The following is a 16154-nucleotide window of genomic DNA, read 5'->3' as shown; positions in this document are numbered from 1 at the left end:
ATAATCCAGTAAGCACGGGTAGTGGTAGTGGTACTGGTACTGGTACTGGTACTGGTACCGGAACCGGAACCGGAACCGGAACCGGAACCGGGACGGGAGATTGTTGTTGCGATTGCTGCTGTTGCGAGGGAGGAGGCGGTGGAGGCTCCGGGACGGGTACTGGGACCGGAACTGGAAGTTCCGGAAGCGGAAGTGGCAGTGACTCGGGTTCGGGCTCGCAAGTCTACGACCTACAACCAGATCCGGGATCTGCCTATCGATTGACTTGGGATCCCTTCTCCGGTAGTGCCCGACCGCAGACTGGCAACGTAAATGCGAATTATCCTCTCGACCTGGATACCAGTCCCGGCACGGCGAATTCTGCCGGAATCGGATTAGTTTACAATTCCGATTTCGTGGATTCACGCCCGATAATCGACTACACATTCCAAATGCCGGTCGCATTCTCGTCCAATGAAATCTTGCCGGATTCAATGACCGTTACCTTGGAATGGGATGCCCGAATGGTTTCTTCGGGAACCGGTTCGGGCGAGACGGTGACCTGGGCTTCTTCGACGACAGAAACGGTGGATCTCTCGTCATTCCATGGTGGCGACACAATCACGACCGCCATTCAAGTGCCGTCGGATGTCCCGGTGACAGACCGATACCAATACATCTTGGATGTTAGTTACTCTTATCCTGCAACAGGTTCGGGTACTGGTACTGGTTTAGGGACTGGAACTGGCACGGGTACCGGTGGCCCTCCAGAACCTTATCGGATCGTTGGGTCAACAATTGTTGAAGTGCTTCAAAACGGAACCGTGCCGGCCGGGCACGGATCTGGAACGGGTACAGGAACAGGCTCTGGATTACCTGAAGTGATTAATAACGCTTACGGAGCAGGTTGGAACGTGGCGGGAATTGATCGACTCGTTCACATCAGATCGGTCGAGCAAGTACATTTTCCCGGTGAAACGGTCACGGATAGCGGTTCAGGTTCGGGCAGCGGAAGTGGTTCAGGCAGTGGATCGGGGACAGGGACAGGCACAGGAACAGGGACGGGTTCAGGAGGGGATGGCTGTTGCGATTGCTGCTGCTGCGAACATGGATCCGGAACAGGGACGGGGACCGGCACTGGGACGGGAAGCGGTGGCACAGGCACAGGTAGCATTGGAACTGGAACGGGTACAGGAACGGGTACCGGTACTGGCGGTGGTGGTACAGGAACCGGCACGGGGACGGGTAGTGTTGGTACAGGCACGAGTGTTGTCGCAATTGTTCATAACCCCGTAACCGTCGGTACTGGAACTGGAACTGGATCGGGAATAGGTACCGGCACAAGCATTGGAACCGGCACGGGCACGGGGACAGGAACTGGAACCGGCACGGGAAGCGATGGTTGCTGTGATTGCTGCTGTTGCTGTGGTGATGGCGGCGGTGGCGGCGGGACCGGGACAGGAACAGGTACGGGTGGCGGCGGGGGTGGTGGCGGAGGAGGAAGCGGAGGGGGTGGCACGGGAACCGGATCCGGATCTGGTACGTATTCCCCACCTCCCATGCTCCCCGCGGGTGAACTGAGGGTCTACGGCAACGGCGGCTGGCGATTCTTCGAATTGCAAGACTCTGGCACCGGGACAGGTACAGGAACTGGCCCCGAAAGCTACGTTGATGGCATGGATGGCGACCACGGCAAATTGACCTCTTTTGGAAGTGGTTCCGGAAAAACCTTTACTTACCTTGCTCCCGATGGCTCCGAAACGCTTTTCAACTCGCTTGGCATGGAAACTAATTGGTACGGACTGGATGCGGCTAATCAACAATTGTACGTCACCTACAGAGACGCTACCGGCGATGGACGAGCGGACTCTATTCAAACCATTACTACACTTGATGGGACCACGGCCTATTTCAACTATTCCGGAGATGAACTCAGCAGCATTCAGACCTCATCACATGACTATGTTGTAGCTCACAGCGGCGATTCCTTGACTTCGATTTATGTCATCAACACTTTAGGAAGTCCGGGGAATGACATCTCTTATAGTTATGGAGCGGCTCACGAACTCACCGCCATTCAGAACGGCCCTTACACAACCAATTACACATACGATCCTGGATCGGGCCAAGGAGAAGGCAGTACGGATGGCGCGGGGATCGGCTACTCTCTAGAGCCTGCGAACACTTTCGCACTGGACACCGCACTAGAAGGAACTCCCGTCGCGATTACGACACCAACTGGCTCATACGGCGAGTACACCAAAACCTGGATGGATTTGCGAGCGCGGAAATCCGACACCATTAATCAGATTGGGGATACGGAATCCTGGACCTGGTCCCATAGTGACATGACCAGCTACACCGACACCAATGGGAAAGAAACTTCTTATATATTAGACAGTAATGGTTACCCGACGCAGATCGATTACGCGGATGGAAATTACGAACTATTCACTCGCGATTCCCACGAACTCGTTACTTTCCATCAAGACCCGGCTGGAAAAACCACCAGTTCCTATTACGATTCCCTCGGTCACCTCGAGTGGACCGAGGATGGTAATGGCTATTACACCGACTACTACTACAATCCCAACGGCACTTTGGCTCAGATCGAATCCTCGGATCTATCGTATACGGATTTCTCTTACGATTCTTATAAGCGACAGACGCTCATGATCGAAGCGGCTGGAACTTCATTGGCTCGATCAACCGTAACCTATTACGGGGCCAACGGCGAAGTCAGTGAAGTGGATTCCCCTGGTGGCAATAAGACTTATTACCAATACGATCCAGGGGATCGCACAACTTTGATGACCCAAGCAGGTTATGATGCCTCGGGTGCCCCTCTCACTCGCTACACCCAATCGATCTATGATGCAGGCGGGCAATTACTGGAAAGCATCGACCCGAGTGCTAGAGTCACTTACTATACTTACGAAGGCGCCGGCGGAAGCCTGTCATCTTCAGTTACCGAGGCCTACGGTACAGTAGATGCAGCCACAACTACAACAGTGCAGGACATCTCCGGCCGTGTAGTCGATTCAATCTCCCCGACAAATTCTGATACGCACACCATTTACTACCCAAATCTTCGCGAAACCGTACAGATCGCAGGGTTTGGGACTAGCGCAGCTAGCGAGACCGACACTACCTACGTCAAATCAGGCAATTATGAACAAGTGGTTTCTGGAATATCCTACTACGGGACGATAACATCCAATCCAGTCACCGTCGATAACTTCTTAAACGGCGCTTACGAAACCACGGCGGAAGCTGATGGGGTAGGAACTGCATCTCTGGGCGTCACCACTTGGACAAAAGATGGCGATGGTAACATTCTGACTGAAGTCACTCCGACAACCGCCTCATCGAACACCTACGATGGCAACGGTCAGTTGCAAAAATCGACCGATGCCTACGCAAATAGCACTCAGTACAGCACGAACGAATTGACAGACGTATCGTTTGTTCTCGACGCCAGAGGCTTTACTTCCGCTAAATACGCCGACATACTGGGGCGAACTTATAAGACCGTGGATAACGCTGGCCTGCAAGAGCTCGAATACTGGAATGCTCTCGACGAGATGACCAGCCAAGTCGACCCTCAAACCGGTCTGACAGATACCAATTCCTTTAACACATTCGGAGACCAGCGAGGAAGCACCGAATCGGGTCCGGGGATAACAACCACCAGTACCAGCGATGCCGTCAATCCCGATGGCGAAGAGACCGGATCCACCAATGCCGAAGGAGGAGCTTCCTCCGAAACTCTGGATAACATGGGACGAGTTAAATCGGAGACTGGTCCCGATGGTGAAACCAGTAGCACAACTTATAACAAAGATGGCACGGTCGCCACTTCCACGGATAGCGAAGGGGTAACGACCAGCTACCTTTACAACTCGCTCGGATTGCTCACTTCTGAAACTTCGCCCCTCGGAACGACGTCCTATACGTACGATGCTCAAGGAAACCTCCTGAGCACCACGGATCCCGCAGGTCACACAACCGTTAATTCTTACGATCCACGCGGTCGAGAAACGAGCACCACGGACGCCAATGGTCACGTGACCCGAATGACCTACGACGCCGATGGGCACATGCTGACTCTACTCGATGCCGGCGGAACACTAACGACATTCCGCTACGATTTAGACGGTCGAGAAATCGCTCGAGTTCAAAGCCAGGGCACTACGCTCGGAGCCGCGCTCTATACCACTTACGACGCCGATGGCAACGTTCTCACCCAGACCGATTCCTTGGGTCGAACGAAGACCTACGCTTATAATGCCGACGATCAAGTAACTTCGGTTACCTGGTCTGGCACCGGTGCCGGCAGCGGCTCGGTAATCACTTACACTTATGATGGCGACGGTCGCCTCTATACCGCCGGTTACTCAGGAACGACCAATAAGTATACCTACGGCTACAACACGGAAAACCAGATGACTTCCCAATCTGGTCCGTTTGGTGTCAGCTTCACGCTCGGCTACGACAACAACGGCGATTTGACCTCCTTGGTTTCTGGCAGTATCTATAGCCAGACTTCCACCTACGACACCGACTACCGTCTATCGAACCGAACGATAACGATGGGAGTAAACGCCGAGAAAGCCACCTTCAGTTACGACACGGCGGGGCGCTTGAATTCCGTCACCGACGCGATTGGGGCCACAAAGTCGATCACCGAAGGGACCATCACCTACGGCTACAACTCCAAGGAACAGCTGACGTCGATTTCAACATCTTGGGGCCCTACCTTCGGCTACACATATACGACGGATAATCAGGTCTCGACGGCCACCAGCCATGCCGGGACGAAAACCTTCACCTACGATGCGGCTGGGCAACTCACCAACGACGGCTACCACGGCTACGCCTACGACGCGGGCGGCAACCGCACGGGCACCTCACCGGTCCTGAATCGCCAATACTCCGACGGCACCTGGAATTATGTCTATGACAGCGAAGGGAATCTCGACAGCAAGGTGCTGATCGCGGGCGGGCAATCCTGGACCTACATTCACGATTTCAACAATCAGCTGGTCGAGGCCGATCATTTCGTGGGCAGCACGGAGTATCGCTTCCAGTACACGCACGACGTCAACGGCTACGTCATCGAAGCGGTCTATGCGCAGAAAGTGGGGTCCTCCTGGACGACACTCTCGGATACTCAGTACGATTACGTGAACGGACGTCTGGTCTTCGAGAGCGATTCAGGGACGCTGGTGGGGTATCTGAACGGCGATGGGGCGACCGATGTCTATGGCCGGCTGGGAAGTGCCAGCGGCACGCCAGTCTGGCTGGTGCAAGATGCTCAAGGGAGTATCCGGGATGTGGTGAACGGAACTTCGCCTACCCTGCTCGATCAGACCGATTACGATGCGTACGGCAACATCGTGTACGAAAGCAGTGCCAGCCAACGCGGTACGCTGGGCTACACGGGTTTGATGCAGAACGAGACCTCGGGGCTGGTGTTCGCACAGAATCGGGAGTACAATCCGCAGACAGGTCAGTGGCTGGAAAATGATCCGCTGTATTTTGGAGGAGGGACCAATAACGTCAGCGAGTACTGCGGGAATGACCCGGTCGATGGGACCGATCCGAGTGGGTTGCAAGATCCACAGCAACTGCTAGGAAGCGCGTATGGCAGCGCTACCGTTGGAATTGATCCATTTGACAATCCTAATTCCGGCATAAAAGCATGGAATAATTTAAATTTATTCGCAAAAACGCTTTTAGGATTGAGTGGCGATGGAGCGACTTCTTTTACAAGTGGTGTATACGAATCTGTAGCTTCAACAGTGCATTCGATCACCCATCCTTTAGAGACTATCAGGAACTTAGGCAAAGCCTTTGATGCCATCTATTCCGATCCAGTCGGAGTCTTAGAGCATATTACTTCTAATGCAATCAATAATCCAATGAAGACTGCTGGAGAATTCTTCGGCGGACTAGGGATGGCAAAGTTCTTCCAAACTTTGAAACAGTTATCAAGTTTCGCTAAAGAAGGAAAAACACTTAAGTCAGTTACCGAGAAGGGAAGTGCTACCGGCAGCGAAGCAGCAACAAAAATATTGACTGAAGCGCAAAAAGAAGCTAAGGCTTTGGAAAAATTGACTGAGATTGCAGGGTCAGGTCCTAAGGATAATCACTTTCTACACAGACATTCGCCCTCTATTCCCGAAAATAAGCTGAAAGATCGAGCTGTGAGGGGAATTGACCCAGACACCGGGATAGTCAAGGTTGATAGAAGAGGCAATCCTATCTTGCAGGACTCCTCACAATTTACCAGTTACCAGTCAATGCTAGAAGCTATAGAAAAAGCTCAAGCTGCCTTTAAAGCTGAGTTTCCAGGAGGATATCATGTGGGCGGCTACTCAATCACTATTGACATGCTGAAAACTATTGGAAGAGGATTTCAAAGAGGTACCGGCGCGGAAATCACAAATTTAACTAAAGCTAAAATTATTCTCGATGAATATGGCAGGCCGATAACTTTATACCCGCAAATAAGATGAGTCTATGTTAATTTCAAATTATTTTATATTTCAACAAATATGGGATCTGCTCGAAAGGCTACAATTTGTTAACAAAATTGATTTCCTCGAATACTCATCGGAAGATCCAAAAGATGTAATTAAAATTACTCATCAGTGGCTCATGCCAGTGATTCAGTCTCTAAATCCAAAAAACCAAAAAATTATACAAAACACATTCGAATATTGTTTGACAACCTTAAAAGCGCCATTTGGGGAATTGAGAGATTCGGCAGCAAATCTTGATTTATATAACAATGGAAAATCAGAAGAATTTCTAAAAATTGTAGGAGAGTCACTTTATGGCTTAGATTTTTTGAACAATATAAAACCAATCGCATATACCGAAGTTAATGATCCATTGCTTGCCCGCCAGATTTTTTTGGGTTGAGTAAAATAAAATCTGGTTCTTAATCAATTTTAGTGGGTAAGTGCGGTAAGGAGTTCTCGGACTTGTTAGTCTGGAAGGATGATCGAAATAACCAATCACCACCAATTGTTGTTGGTCCTGGATTCCTCCTGGCACGTGGAGCGAGTGAACTTTTCTCTGCAAGAAAAGAAGGTCGAAATCGAGTTGAAGCATCTGGGGGGATCGCTGGTCTGCCCGGAGTGCAAAGCTTCCTGTCCGCAGGCGGATCTGGCTCCGGTGTCCCGAACCGAATTCTGGTCGCATTTGTAGCCGAATTAAAGCTGTATGGATTTTGGCATTTTGAAGGGTGTTTTGCCGAATTCCAGGGAATTTTGGAGCGGTCTGATGACCGAGACCGGGGTGTTGCGATGGGCCGGCGTAGTCGGCCACGAGGCGCTGCCGTTCGCCGCGAGCAGCAGAGGTTCGTAGAGGAACGGGCTTCCTGCGACTGATTACTTTTTGGCTTGTCGGGTTTGATATTCGTTGAGCCAGCGTTCGAGTAAATCGACGGCGGTGAGGAAGTCGTAATCGAGGGTGAGCAAGAGGTCGATGTTGTTGAAGTTTTTTTGGCAGTCGAAGCAGTGGGCGAGGTTGTTGCGTGGGTTGACGGTAGCCCGCATTTCGCCGCAGTTGGGGCAGAGGAAGCGGAAGTAACCTTCGCTCATTTTCGAAGGTGGCCCATCGGCTCCCAGCGTGGCGATGGTGACGGGCATGGGCAAATCGTTGCGAATGCGGCGTAGTAGATCGGGTTGGATCATCGTTTCTCCGACGGGGGCGCTGAGAATCAGTAATCGGCGAGGTCGGATTCTTTTGCCAGTGGGGTTGCAGGAGGACGCGGTTGACGTTGTCGATGTCCACGGTTTTATTGGCGGATCGAACGGCTTCGATGAGGCAGCCGACGCAGAGATTGCGGGCTTTACGCAGGATGCCGTCGGCGGCGCGGACGATGAGATCGACGGCGGGTTGCGTAAAAGTATTGTGGCCGAGTCCGATGCGATCGAGTTCCCGGAGAAGGAAGTCGCGCAGTAAATCGGGTCCGAGCCGTTTGGCGATGACGGAGTAAGTGACTCGGCTTTTGATGTCCTGGTTGACGCCGAGGTCGAGGTTGGCGAGCAGGCTGGGTTGGCCGATGAGGATGAGGTTGTGGTTTTTGGGGAAGTCTTCGAAGAGCAGCCGCAACTTTCGCAGACAGGCCATATCCATGAGGTGAGCGTCGTCGAGAATGGTGGTGACCGACTTGCCCGCATGGTTGAGGCTGAAGGCTTGTTATCCCGAACCGAATTCTGGTCGCATTTGTAGCCGAATTAAAGCTGTAGGGATTTTGGTATTTTGAAGGGTGTTTTGCCGAATACCGGGGAATTTTGGAGCGGCCTGATGACCGAGACCGGGGTGTTGCGAGGGGCCGGCGTAGTCCGGCACGAGGCGCTGCCGTTCTCCGTTTATTGCCGAAGTGGTCCAAGAATTTTTGCAGCGAGAAGGCGTGTTCGGCTTGTACTCTCCGCCGAGGAGGCCACAATATAACGGTGCGATCGAAGCGGGCATAGGATCTTTGAAAAGTCGAATCGAACGTAGAGCTGCCTGGGAAGGCCATCCGGAAGTGTGGAACGCTGAGGATGTGGAGGCGGCTCGACGGGAAGCCAATGCCTTGGCTCGACCGAGAGGAGGTCTGGGTCCTACTCCCGAGGCGCTTTGGAAAAGTCGGGAGAGAGTCGCGACAGAATCTCGCGATCAGTTCCGAGAGCTTGTTGAAATCCATCGGAACCGAGCTATGGAGGAGGAAGGAAAATCTCCTTCGGGAGTGTTGCTCGAGCAGGAAGCTCGCCGTATCGATCGAATTGCTTTACGCCGTGCTCTCGTCGATCACGGCGATCTTTTGTTCAAGAGAGGGCCAATTCCTCTAGTAATTAAATCGCAAAAAACGGCAAATATTACGTGAGGGGTACAGGATTTACTTTATAAATTTCGAAACTCAAATTCTAGAATCATAGGATTCGACGAAAAGGGAAACTTAGATATATTTAATTTTACTGAAACGAACAAGAGAATGACTTACTATCCTCCTAGCCGTGAAATCGGAGACCTATATTCAATACCTTAATATTTCCTGAACAAAAAAAGCTCATTGCCTTCATGGTCTAATAAATGCCTCACAAAAAAACTGGTTTTACTCTGTTTTTTTATATAACGAGAATCAAAATGGACGCCAATTTCATCTTACCTGAACCTCTTGCAAGCAATCTCGACAATTATCTGCTGGTTGATACTAAAAGTCGCGGAGAATTCAATCTTGACAATTGTCAAATTTATGATTTCAGCTGTCAAGGATTTATGCTAATAGAAGACGACGAATTGTATTTCAATTTGCGAAGAGCACTTTTTTATTCGGGTGCTCCGATAGTAGAATACAGTGTCTTGAATGAATTTAGAAAACCCATTATTGATAGGATAGAACAGTTAATCATGAAAAACGAACCGAAAAATATACGAAAGCAATACTTGGAATCGATTGAGAATCCGTTCAAGAGAACTCAGCCTAGAAGCACTTACTATTCTCAGACCGGATAATTGTTGTAATTCTTGATTCTCCTCCAATTTTAGTGGGTAGCTGCAGCAAGGAGTTCTCGGATTTGTTCGTTTGCAAGGATGAGCGAACTTACCAATCACTACCGAATGATGTTGGGCCTGAACTCCTCTTGGCCAGTGATGCGACTAAAATTTTCTCAGGAAGATAAGGTATCTGTTCCGCCAACGACGGGTCGGACAACCCATCTTAGTGGAACCAACTCTTCGCTGTTCAGTCGTTTTTCATCCAATTGTAAGGCAGCAACCTGGGAAGCTGCTCTTTCGTGTGATCGGCAGGCGGATCAGCACATCGCGGAGATATTCCCAGGGATTGATTTTGTGCATCAGTCAGGTGGCGGTGAAGCTGGAAGGAATCGCCAAGATTCGTCCGCCGTTGTCGGAACCGAAGAAGAGACAGTTGCGTCGTCCGACGGCATAAGGTTGAGTCCGTTCCGTGAATTCCCTTCTTGTCGGGGGAGTTATCCTGGTGGTTTTAACCATCGGGAGTTTGATTCATGTCAAAGCATCATGCGAGGGATCTGCAGCGGGAAGCTTTTTGGAAGAAGATTATTCGGGATCCGCGTTCCAGCAACGAACCGATTCGAGCTTACTGTCAGCGTCTTCGAATCAGCGAAGCGGCCTATCTTTACTGGCAACGCGAACTCATGCGTCTGAAGGCCGAAATATTACCAGTCATATGTCAACCCAACTGTACCCTAGTTTTCTCGCCCGGAAACTTTACCAATCCGGTTAACACTTGAGAGGGATTTCTCCGTTCGAAAAGAGTCGCAGTCGCACACCGCTATGGACGCGAACTAAAGCGCCCTATCCCGCTTAGATGTCCCGAACCGAATTCTGGTCGCATTTGTAGCCGAATTAAAGCTGTAGGGATTTTGGCATTTTGAAGGGTGTTTTGCCGAATTCCAGGGAATTTTGGAGCGGTCTGATGGCCGAGACCGGGGTGTTGCGATGGGCCGGCGTAGTCCGGCGCGAGGTGCTGCCGTTCGCCGTGAACAGCAGAGGTTCGTAGAGGAACGGGCTTCCTGCGACTAATTACTTTTTGGCTTGTCGGGTTTGATATTCGTTGAGCCAGCGTTCGAGTAAATCGACGGCGGTGAGGAAGTCGTAATCGAGGGTGAGCAAGAGGTCGATGTTGTTGAAGTTTTTTTGGCAGTCGAAGCAGTGGGCGAGGTGTCCCGAACCGAATTCTGGTCGCATTTGTAGCCGAATTAAAGCTGTATGGATTTTTTGCATTTTGAAGGGTGTTTTTGCCGAATTCCAGGGAATTTTTTGAGCAGTCTGATGACCGAGACCGGGGTGTTGCGATGGGCCGGTGTAGTCCGGCACGAGGCTCTGGGGGTTGCGTTCGTCATAGCCGAACAAAAAGCCGTGCTGAATCAGCGTGCCGACCACTTTGCAGTGCGGACAGTGGGTCTGTTTGAGCCGTTCAGCGATCGAACTCCATTCCTCCTCGCTGCGGTAAAACCGCACCTCGCCCAAGGAGTAAGCCTCAGCAAAATGGAAAAGGAAAATTGTACAGACCCGAGGCGGGGTAGGAGCGAGGTACGTTTTATCACCGATCAAAGACGGCGGGGAAAAACCGACTTAACAAGTCAATTCCTTTACCAAATTCGCAGCGTAAGCGACGACTGGCAATTCAATAACTATTCGGCTATTCTAATTCCTAAGTGCGATCAAACCGCGGTAAAGGACATCTACGGGAGCGAGCAGATCGTATTCTCGGATGAAGCGGTAAAAAGTGGTTTGAGCAATGCGGTCGGCTTGCAGGAACCCCCGTTCGATACAGAAGCGATAGATCGCTCGCTTGTTGGAGCGTTTGTTGTGGAAGTGGGGCTGGGCGGCGTTAATGGCTTCGAGCAGTTCCTCGGGCGTGGCCTTGCGGACTTGTCCCTTGTCCTTGCGTGGCTGAGGAGTCATACCGGTGATGCCGTGGTTTTTGTAACGGTAGAACCAGGTCTGAATGGTCCGCCAGGTGAACTGACGCGAGTTGCCCTGTTCGTCGAGGAAGGTCATGGCGGCCACATTGTGAACGCGTTCATGCCGGGTTCGCCCTTCGACGGTGTCGACAGCACCGAGGACCCGCATCTTCAAATAGACCGAAGGTTGCTTCATGGAGAGTTCTCCGGATTGGGGAAAGTGCTGGCATGGCGGTGCCAGACTCGGGAGATTGAATCAAAAACCAAAGAGAGTCACTACGACATCATGCGTTGTCGGCTATTTTTGAATTTGGGGAACGCGCCGGCGGCGACGTAGCGCGATCCGAATTGGGTAACCGGGGTTGGTAATCGACGTGTATGCGACGCAAATATGTCAACGGTTATCGGCTTTTATGCATCGGGTCAGATTTATAGGAAGAAAATCTGGATTGCCTGTTGGAAGGCGGCGATCGGACAATCGGCGTCGGGAAAGGCGGTTTGAAGATGGGCGAGTACTTGGGCCCGAGCCGGCCAACGCGAGCGTTCAACTACGAGTTCTGGAGGTGGACGCTGATTCAACAGGGCCGTCCGAATCGGGCATTGGCTCAGATCGAAGCGTTTCCAAATCCGCTGCAAGGTTCGGTCGCTCAGATGACAGTCGATGGCACGGATTGATGCGGCGATACTGCCAAATACGGCGAGTTGGAGGAAGCGCCACAAAGTGCTGCTGGTAAGGCTCAAGCGTCGGATTTTGTCGGCGAGCCAGATGCTGAAAGTCCGCCCGCAACCGCGACGGGAATTGCGATTGCTGCAGAAGATCCGCCGGGCACGCCGGGCTCTTCGCTGGGGGTTGCGTTCGTCATAGCCGAACAAAAAGCCGTGCTGAATCAGCGTGCCGACCACTTTGCAGTGCGGACAGTGGGTCTGTTTGAGCCGTTCAGCGATCGAACTCCATTCCTCCTCGCTGCGGTAAAACCGCACCTCGCCCAAGTGTCCCGAACCGAATTCTGGTCGCATTTGTAGCCGAATTAAAGCTGTAGGGATTTTGGCATTTTGAAGGGTGTTTTGCCGAATACCGGGGAATATTGGAGCGGTCTGATGACCGAGACCGGGGTGTTGCGATGGGCCGGCGTAGTCCGGCACGAGGCGCTGCCGTTCGCCGCGAGCAGCAGAGGTTCGTAGAGTAACGGGCTTCCTGCGACTGATTACTTTTTGGCTTGTCGGGTTCGATATTCGTTGAGCCAGCGTTCGAGTAAATCGACGGCGGTGAGGAAGTCGTAATCGAGGGTGAGCAAGAGGTCGATGTTGTTGAAGTTTTTTTGGCAGTCGAAGCAGTGGGCGAGGTTGTTGCGTGGGTTGACGGTAGCCCGCATTTCGCCGCAGTTGGGGCAGAGGAAGCGGAAGTAGCCTTCGCTCATTTTCGAAGGTGGCCCATCGGTTCCCAGCGTGGCGATGGTGACGGGCATGGGCAAATCGTTGCGAATGCGGCGTAGTAGATCGGGTTGGATCATCGTTTCTCCGACGGGGGCGCTGAGAATCAGTAATCGGCGAGGTCGGATTCTTTTTGCCAGTGGGGTTGCAGGAGGACGCGGTTGACGTTGTCGATGTCCACGGTTTTATTGGCGGATCGAACGGCTTCGATGAGGCAGCCGACGCAGAGATTGCGGGCTTTACGCAGGATGCCGTCGGCGGCGCGGACGATGAGATCGACGGCGGGTTGCGTAAAAGTATTGTGGCCGAGTCCGATGCGATCGAGTTCCCGGAGAAGGAAGTCGCGCAGTAAATCGGGTCCGAGCCGTTTGGCGATGACGGAGTAAGTGACTCGGCTTTTGATGTCCTGGTTGACGCCGAGGTCGAGGTTGGCGAGCAGGCTGGGTTGGCCGATGAGGATGAGGTTGTGGTTTTTGGGGAAGTCTTCGAAGAGCAGCCGCAACTTTCGCAGACAGGCCATATCCATGAGGTGAGCGTCGTCGAGAATGGTGGTGACCGACTTGCCCGCATGGTTGAGGCTGAAGGCTTGTTCGATGAGTCGGCGTTCGCACTTGAAGGCAGAGCTTTCGAAGTCGATGCGGAAGGCATCGCAGAGTATTTTGACGGAGTTGGTATAGGTGTGCAAGGTGCGGCCCACGGTGGCGACCAGGTGCTGGTTTTCGGGAAGCCGCTGAAGGGATTGCTTGATGAAGCTCTTGCCGGTGCCGGGAACGCCGAGAACCAGGCAGAGTCCACCCTGCTGGCAATGGACCTTGAGGGTGTCGTGAATTTCTTGCTGCTGCGGCAGGAGTTTGAATTCGCGTGCGTCGAAGGGATTGTGCGAGAGTCCGAAGAAGGAGCGGATCATGGCTGTTCCTTTCGGCGTTGGAGCCCGTTGGCAACGGCATCCAGGAGTCGAGCGGTGCCCATGCGTTGGCCTTTGTAATAAATGACGACGGTGGTAGAGGAGATGTCGATGTCATCGCGTTGTCGGTCGTAGCGGAGTTGGATTTGTTTGTCGTGCAGATCGACGGGAGTTTCGTAACGTCGGTTGCAGAAGCTAAAGGTATTGTCTTTTTTGACTTTCCGGGTGGCCTCGGCGAAGAAGAGTTCGTCGTTGTGTTCGGAAGGCGACAAGAATCGAATGCGAGCCAAGTCGATGCCGAAGCGGTCGATCGGTTTCATGCCGATGGCGTCGTGCTCGCTGGCGTTGTAGTCGCTTTCGACCCAGAGAGTGAACTGGCGATTGAGGGCTTGAAGGGAAGAAAGGTCGAGTTTTTGCAAGAGGAACTGGTCGCGAACGCGGCGGAAAAAGCGTTCGATCTTCCCCTTGGCGGCGGCATCCCGGACAGCGGTATGTCGCAAGAGGCAGCCGACGCGGGCACAGATGAGTGTAAACTCCTGGGAGCAATAGATGGAACCGTTGTCGACCAGCAGTTGTTCGGGGACGCCGCGTTTGTAGAAGGCGGCCCGGATGGCCTGCACGAGGGTATCGACGTTTTCTTCGAAGAAGAATTCGCCGTGGCAGAGGACGCGGCTGGCGTCGTCGATGAAGGCGATGAGCTTGGCTTGCTTGCGTGAGCCGGCGGACGTACCGGTGTCCACGTATGGTCCGAACATGGTGTCCGCCTGCCAGAGTTGGTTGGCGAATTTCATGCTGAAGGCCAGTCGTTTCTTGTTGTCGTTGTCTACGGGAGCGAGCAGATCGTATTCTCGGATGAAGCGGTAAAAAGTGGTTTGAGCAATGCGGTCGGCTTGCAGGAACCCCCGTTCGATACAGAAGCGATAGATCGCTCGCTTGTTGGAGCGTTTGTTGTGGAAGTGGGGCTGGGCGGCGTTAATGGCTTCGAGCAGTTCCTCGGGCGTGGCCTTGCGGACTTGTCCCTTGTCCTTGCGTGGCTGAGGAGTCATACCGGTGATGCCGTGGTTTTTGTAACGGTAGAACCAGGTCTGAATGGTCCGCCAGGTGAACTGACGCGAGTTGCCCTGTTCGTCGAGGAAGGTCATGGCGGCGACATTGTGAACGCGTTCATGCCGGGTTCGCCCTTCGACGGTGTCGACAGCACCGAGGACCCGCATCTTCAAATAGACCGAAGGTTGCTTCATGGAGAGTTCTCCGGATTGGGGAAAGTGCTGGCAGGGCGGTGCCAGACTCGGGAGATTGAATCAAAAACCAAAGAGAGTCACTACGACATCATGCGTTGTCGGCTATTTTTGAATTTGGGGAGCGCGCCGGCGGCGACGTAGCGCGATCCGAATTGGGTAACCGGGGTTGGTAATCGACGTGTATGCGACGCAAATATGTCAACGGTTATCGGCTTTTATGCATCGGGTCAGATTTACAGGAAGAAAATCTGGATTGCCTGTTGGAAGGCGGCGATCGGACAATCGGCGTCGGGAAAGGCGGTTTGAAGATGGGCGAGTACTTGGGCCCGAGCCGGCCAACGCGAGCGTTCAACTACGAGTTCTGGAGGTGGACGCTGATTCAACAGGGCCGTCCGAATCGGGCATTGGCTCAGATCGAAGCGTTTCCAAATCCGCTGCAAGGTTCGGTCGCTCAGATGACAGTCGATGGCACGGATTGATGCGGCGATACTGCCAAATACGGCGAGTTGGAGGAAGCGCCACAAAGTGCTGCTGGTAAGGCTCAAGCGTCGGATTTTGTCGGCGAGCCAGATGCTGAAAGTCCGCCCGCAACCGCGACGGGAATTGCGATTGCTGCAGAAGATCCGCCGGGCACGCCGGGCTCTTCGCTGGGGGTTGCGTTCGTCATAGCCGAACAAAAAGCCGTGCTGAATCAGCGTGCCGACCACTTTGCAGTGCGGACAGTGGGTCTGTTTGAGCCGTTCAGCGATCGAACTCCATTCCTCCTCGCTGCGGTAAAACCGCACCTCGCCCAAGGAGTGAGCCTCAGCAAAATGGAAAAGGAAAATTGTACAGACACGAGGCGGGGTAGAGCGAGGTACGATTTATCACCGATCAAAGACGGCGGGGAAAAACCGACTTAACAAGTCAATTCCCTTACCAAATTCGCAGCGTAAGCGACGACTGGCAATTCAATAACTATTCGGCTATTCTAATTCCAAAGTGCGATCAAACCGCGGTAAAGGACACCCAAGGAGTGAGCCTCAGCAAAATGGAAAAGGAAAATTGTACAGACACGAGGCGGGGTAGAGCGAGGTACGATTTATCACCGATCAAAGACGGCGGGGAAAAACCGACTTAACAGGTCAATTCCCTTACCAAATTCGCAGCGTA

General features: G+C 52.7%; 16 protein-coding genes. 8 read left to right on the top strand and 8 right to left on the bottom strand.

Annotated elements, in window-relative coordinates:
* Nucleotides 1-27 precede the first annotated feature (27 nt).
* The 4 genes from KIH39_RS15410 (at nucleotide 28) to KIH39_RS15395 (ending at nucleotide 7197) form a co-directional block, all read left to right on the top strand.
* The gene (locus tag KIH39_RS15410; RefSeq protein WP_213494117.1) at nucleotides 28-264 is read left to right on the top strand and encodes a hypothetical protein; all 237 of its coding nucleotides are present in this window, start codon (nucleotides 28-30) and stop codon (nucleotides 262-264) included.
* Complete coding sequence (locus tag KIH39_RS15405; RefSeq protein WP_213494116.1) at nucleotides 261-6500, top strand: RHS repeat-associated core domain-containing protein; 6240 nt, start codon at nucleotides 261-263, stop codon at nucleotides 6498-6500. Before KIH39_RS15410 ends, KIH39_RS15405 begins: the two co-directional genes overlap by 4 nt.
* 4 nt (nucleotides 6501-6504) lie before the next feature.
* Nucleotides 6505-6909, top strand: coding sequence for a hypothetical protein (locus KIH39_RS15400; RefSeq protein WP_213494115.1), 405 nt, complete (start codon nucleotides 6505-6507; stop codon nucleotides 6907-6909).
* Nucleotides 6910-6987: 78 nt separating this feature from the next.
* Nucleotides 6988-7197 (top strand): hypothetical protein, encoded by a 210-nt coding sequence (locus KIH39_RS15395; RefSeq protein WP_213494114.1) that lies wholly within the window; start codon nucleotides 6988-6990, stop codon nucleotides 7195-7197.
* A gap of 182 nt (nucleotides 7198-7379) precedes the next feature.
* On the opposite strand, the gene KIH39_RS15390 is transcribed toward KIH39_RS15395, so the two are convergent.
* On the bottom strand, nucleotides 7380-7685 hold the full coding sequence (locus KIH39_RS15390; RefSeq protein WP_213494113.1) for a hypothetical protein: 306 nt from the start codon (nucleotides 7683-7685) through the stop codon (nucleotides 7380-7382).
* A gap of 58 nt (nucleotides 7686-7743) precedes the next feature.
* Here KIH39_RS15390 and KIH39_RS15385 point away from each other — a divergent pair, with 58 nt between their 5' ends.
* The 4 genes from KIH39_RS15385 to tnpA all read left to right on the top strand — a co-directional run bounded on the left by KIH39_RS15385 (nucleotide 7744) and on the right by tnpA (nucleotide 10250).
* On the top strand, nucleotides 7744-7956 hold the full coding sequence (locus KIH39_RS15385; protein ID WP_213494112.1) for a hypothetical protein: 213 nt from the start codon (nucleotides 7744-7746) through the stop codon (nucleotides 7954-7956).
* A 93-nt stretch (nucleotides 7957-8049) separates the two neighbouring features.
* A complete protein-coding gene (locus KIH39_RS15380; RefSeq protein WP_213494111.1) occupies nucleotides 8050-8226 on the top strand; it encodes a hypothetical protein in 177 nt (58 codons plus the stop codon).
* A 181-nt stretch (nucleotides 8227-8407) separates the two neighbouring features.
* Nucleotides 8408-8863, top strand: a complete 456-nt coding sequence (locus tag KIH39_RS15375; RefSeq protein ID WP_213494110.1) for a hypothetical protein — start codon at nucleotides 8408-8410, stop codon at nucleotides 8861-8863.
* A 1141-nt stretch (nucleotides 8864-10004) separates the two neighbouring features.
* The gene (gene tnpA, locus KIH39_RS15370; RefSeq protein ID WP_213494109.1) at nucleotides 10005-10250 is read left to right on the top strand and encodes an IS66 family insertion sequence element accessory protein TnpA; all 246 of its coding nucleotides are present in this window, start codon (nucleotides 10005-10007) and stop codon (nucleotides 10248-10250) included.
* A gap of 292 nt (nucleotides 10251-10542) precedes the next feature.
* Here the strand turns inward: tnpA and KIH39_RS15365 are convergent, their stop codons facing one another.
* From KIH39_RS15365 to KIH39_RS15335, 7 genes are all read right to left on the bottom strand, one after another.
* Complete coding sequence (locus tag KIH39_RS15365) at nucleotides 10543-10980, bottom strand: hypothetical protein (protein ID WP_213494108.1); 438 nt, start codon at nucleotides 10978-10980, stop codon at nucleotides 10543-10545.
* Nucleotides 10981-11166: 186 nt separating this feature from the next.
* Nucleotides 11167-11622 carry a hypothetical protein gene (locus KIH39_RS15360; protein ID WP_213494107.1) on the bottom strand — a complete coding sequence of 152 codons (456 nt, stop codon included), beginning with the start codon at nucleotides 11620-11622 and terminating at the stop codon, nucleotides 11167-11169.
* Nucleotides 11623-11855: 233 nt separating this feature from the next.
* Complete coding sequence (locus KIH39_RS15355) at nucleotides 11856-12443, bottom strand: hypothetical protein (protein ID WP_213494106.1); 588 nt, start codon at nucleotides 12441-12443, stop codon at nucleotides 11856-11858.
* 188 nt (nucleotides 12444-12631) lie between these two features.
* Nucleotides 12632-12937, bottom strand: coding sequence for a hypothetical protein (locus KIH39_RS15350; protein ID WP_213494100.1), 306 nt, complete (start codon nucleotides 12935-12937; stop codon nucleotides 12632-12634).
* Between the two features lie 26 nt (nucleotides 12938-12963).
* Entirely contained in the window at nucleotides 12964-13764 is an 801-nt protein-coding gene (locus KIH39_RS15345; RefSeq protein WP_213494099.1) for an AAA family ATPase, read from the bottom strand.
* A complete protein-coding gene (locus tag KIH39_RS15340) occupies nucleotides 13761-15002 on the bottom strand; it encodes a DDE-type integrase/transposase/recombinase (RefSeq protein ID WP_213494098.1) in 1242 nt (413 codons plus the stop codon). Before KIH39_RS15340 ends, KIH39_RS15345 begins: the two co-directional genes overlap by 4 nt.
* Before the next feature lie 233 nt (nucleotides 15003-15235).
* Nucleotides 15236-15787: a hypothetical protein gene (locus KIH39_RS15335; protein ID WP_213494097.1), complete on the bottom strand. Its 552-nt coding sequence runs from the start codon at nucleotides 15785-15787 to the stop codon at nucleotides 15236-15238.
* Nucleotides 15788-16154 lie beyond the last annotated feature (367 nt).

Source organism: Telmatocola sphagniphila, assembly GCF_018398935.1.
Taxonomy (GTDB): domain Bacteria; phylum Planctomycetota; class Planctomycetia; order Gemmatales; family Gemmataceae; genus Telmatocola; species Telmatocola sphagniphila.
Note: the sequence above shows the minus strand (reverse complement) of the source record. Positions and strands in the feature narration are given on the sequence as shown.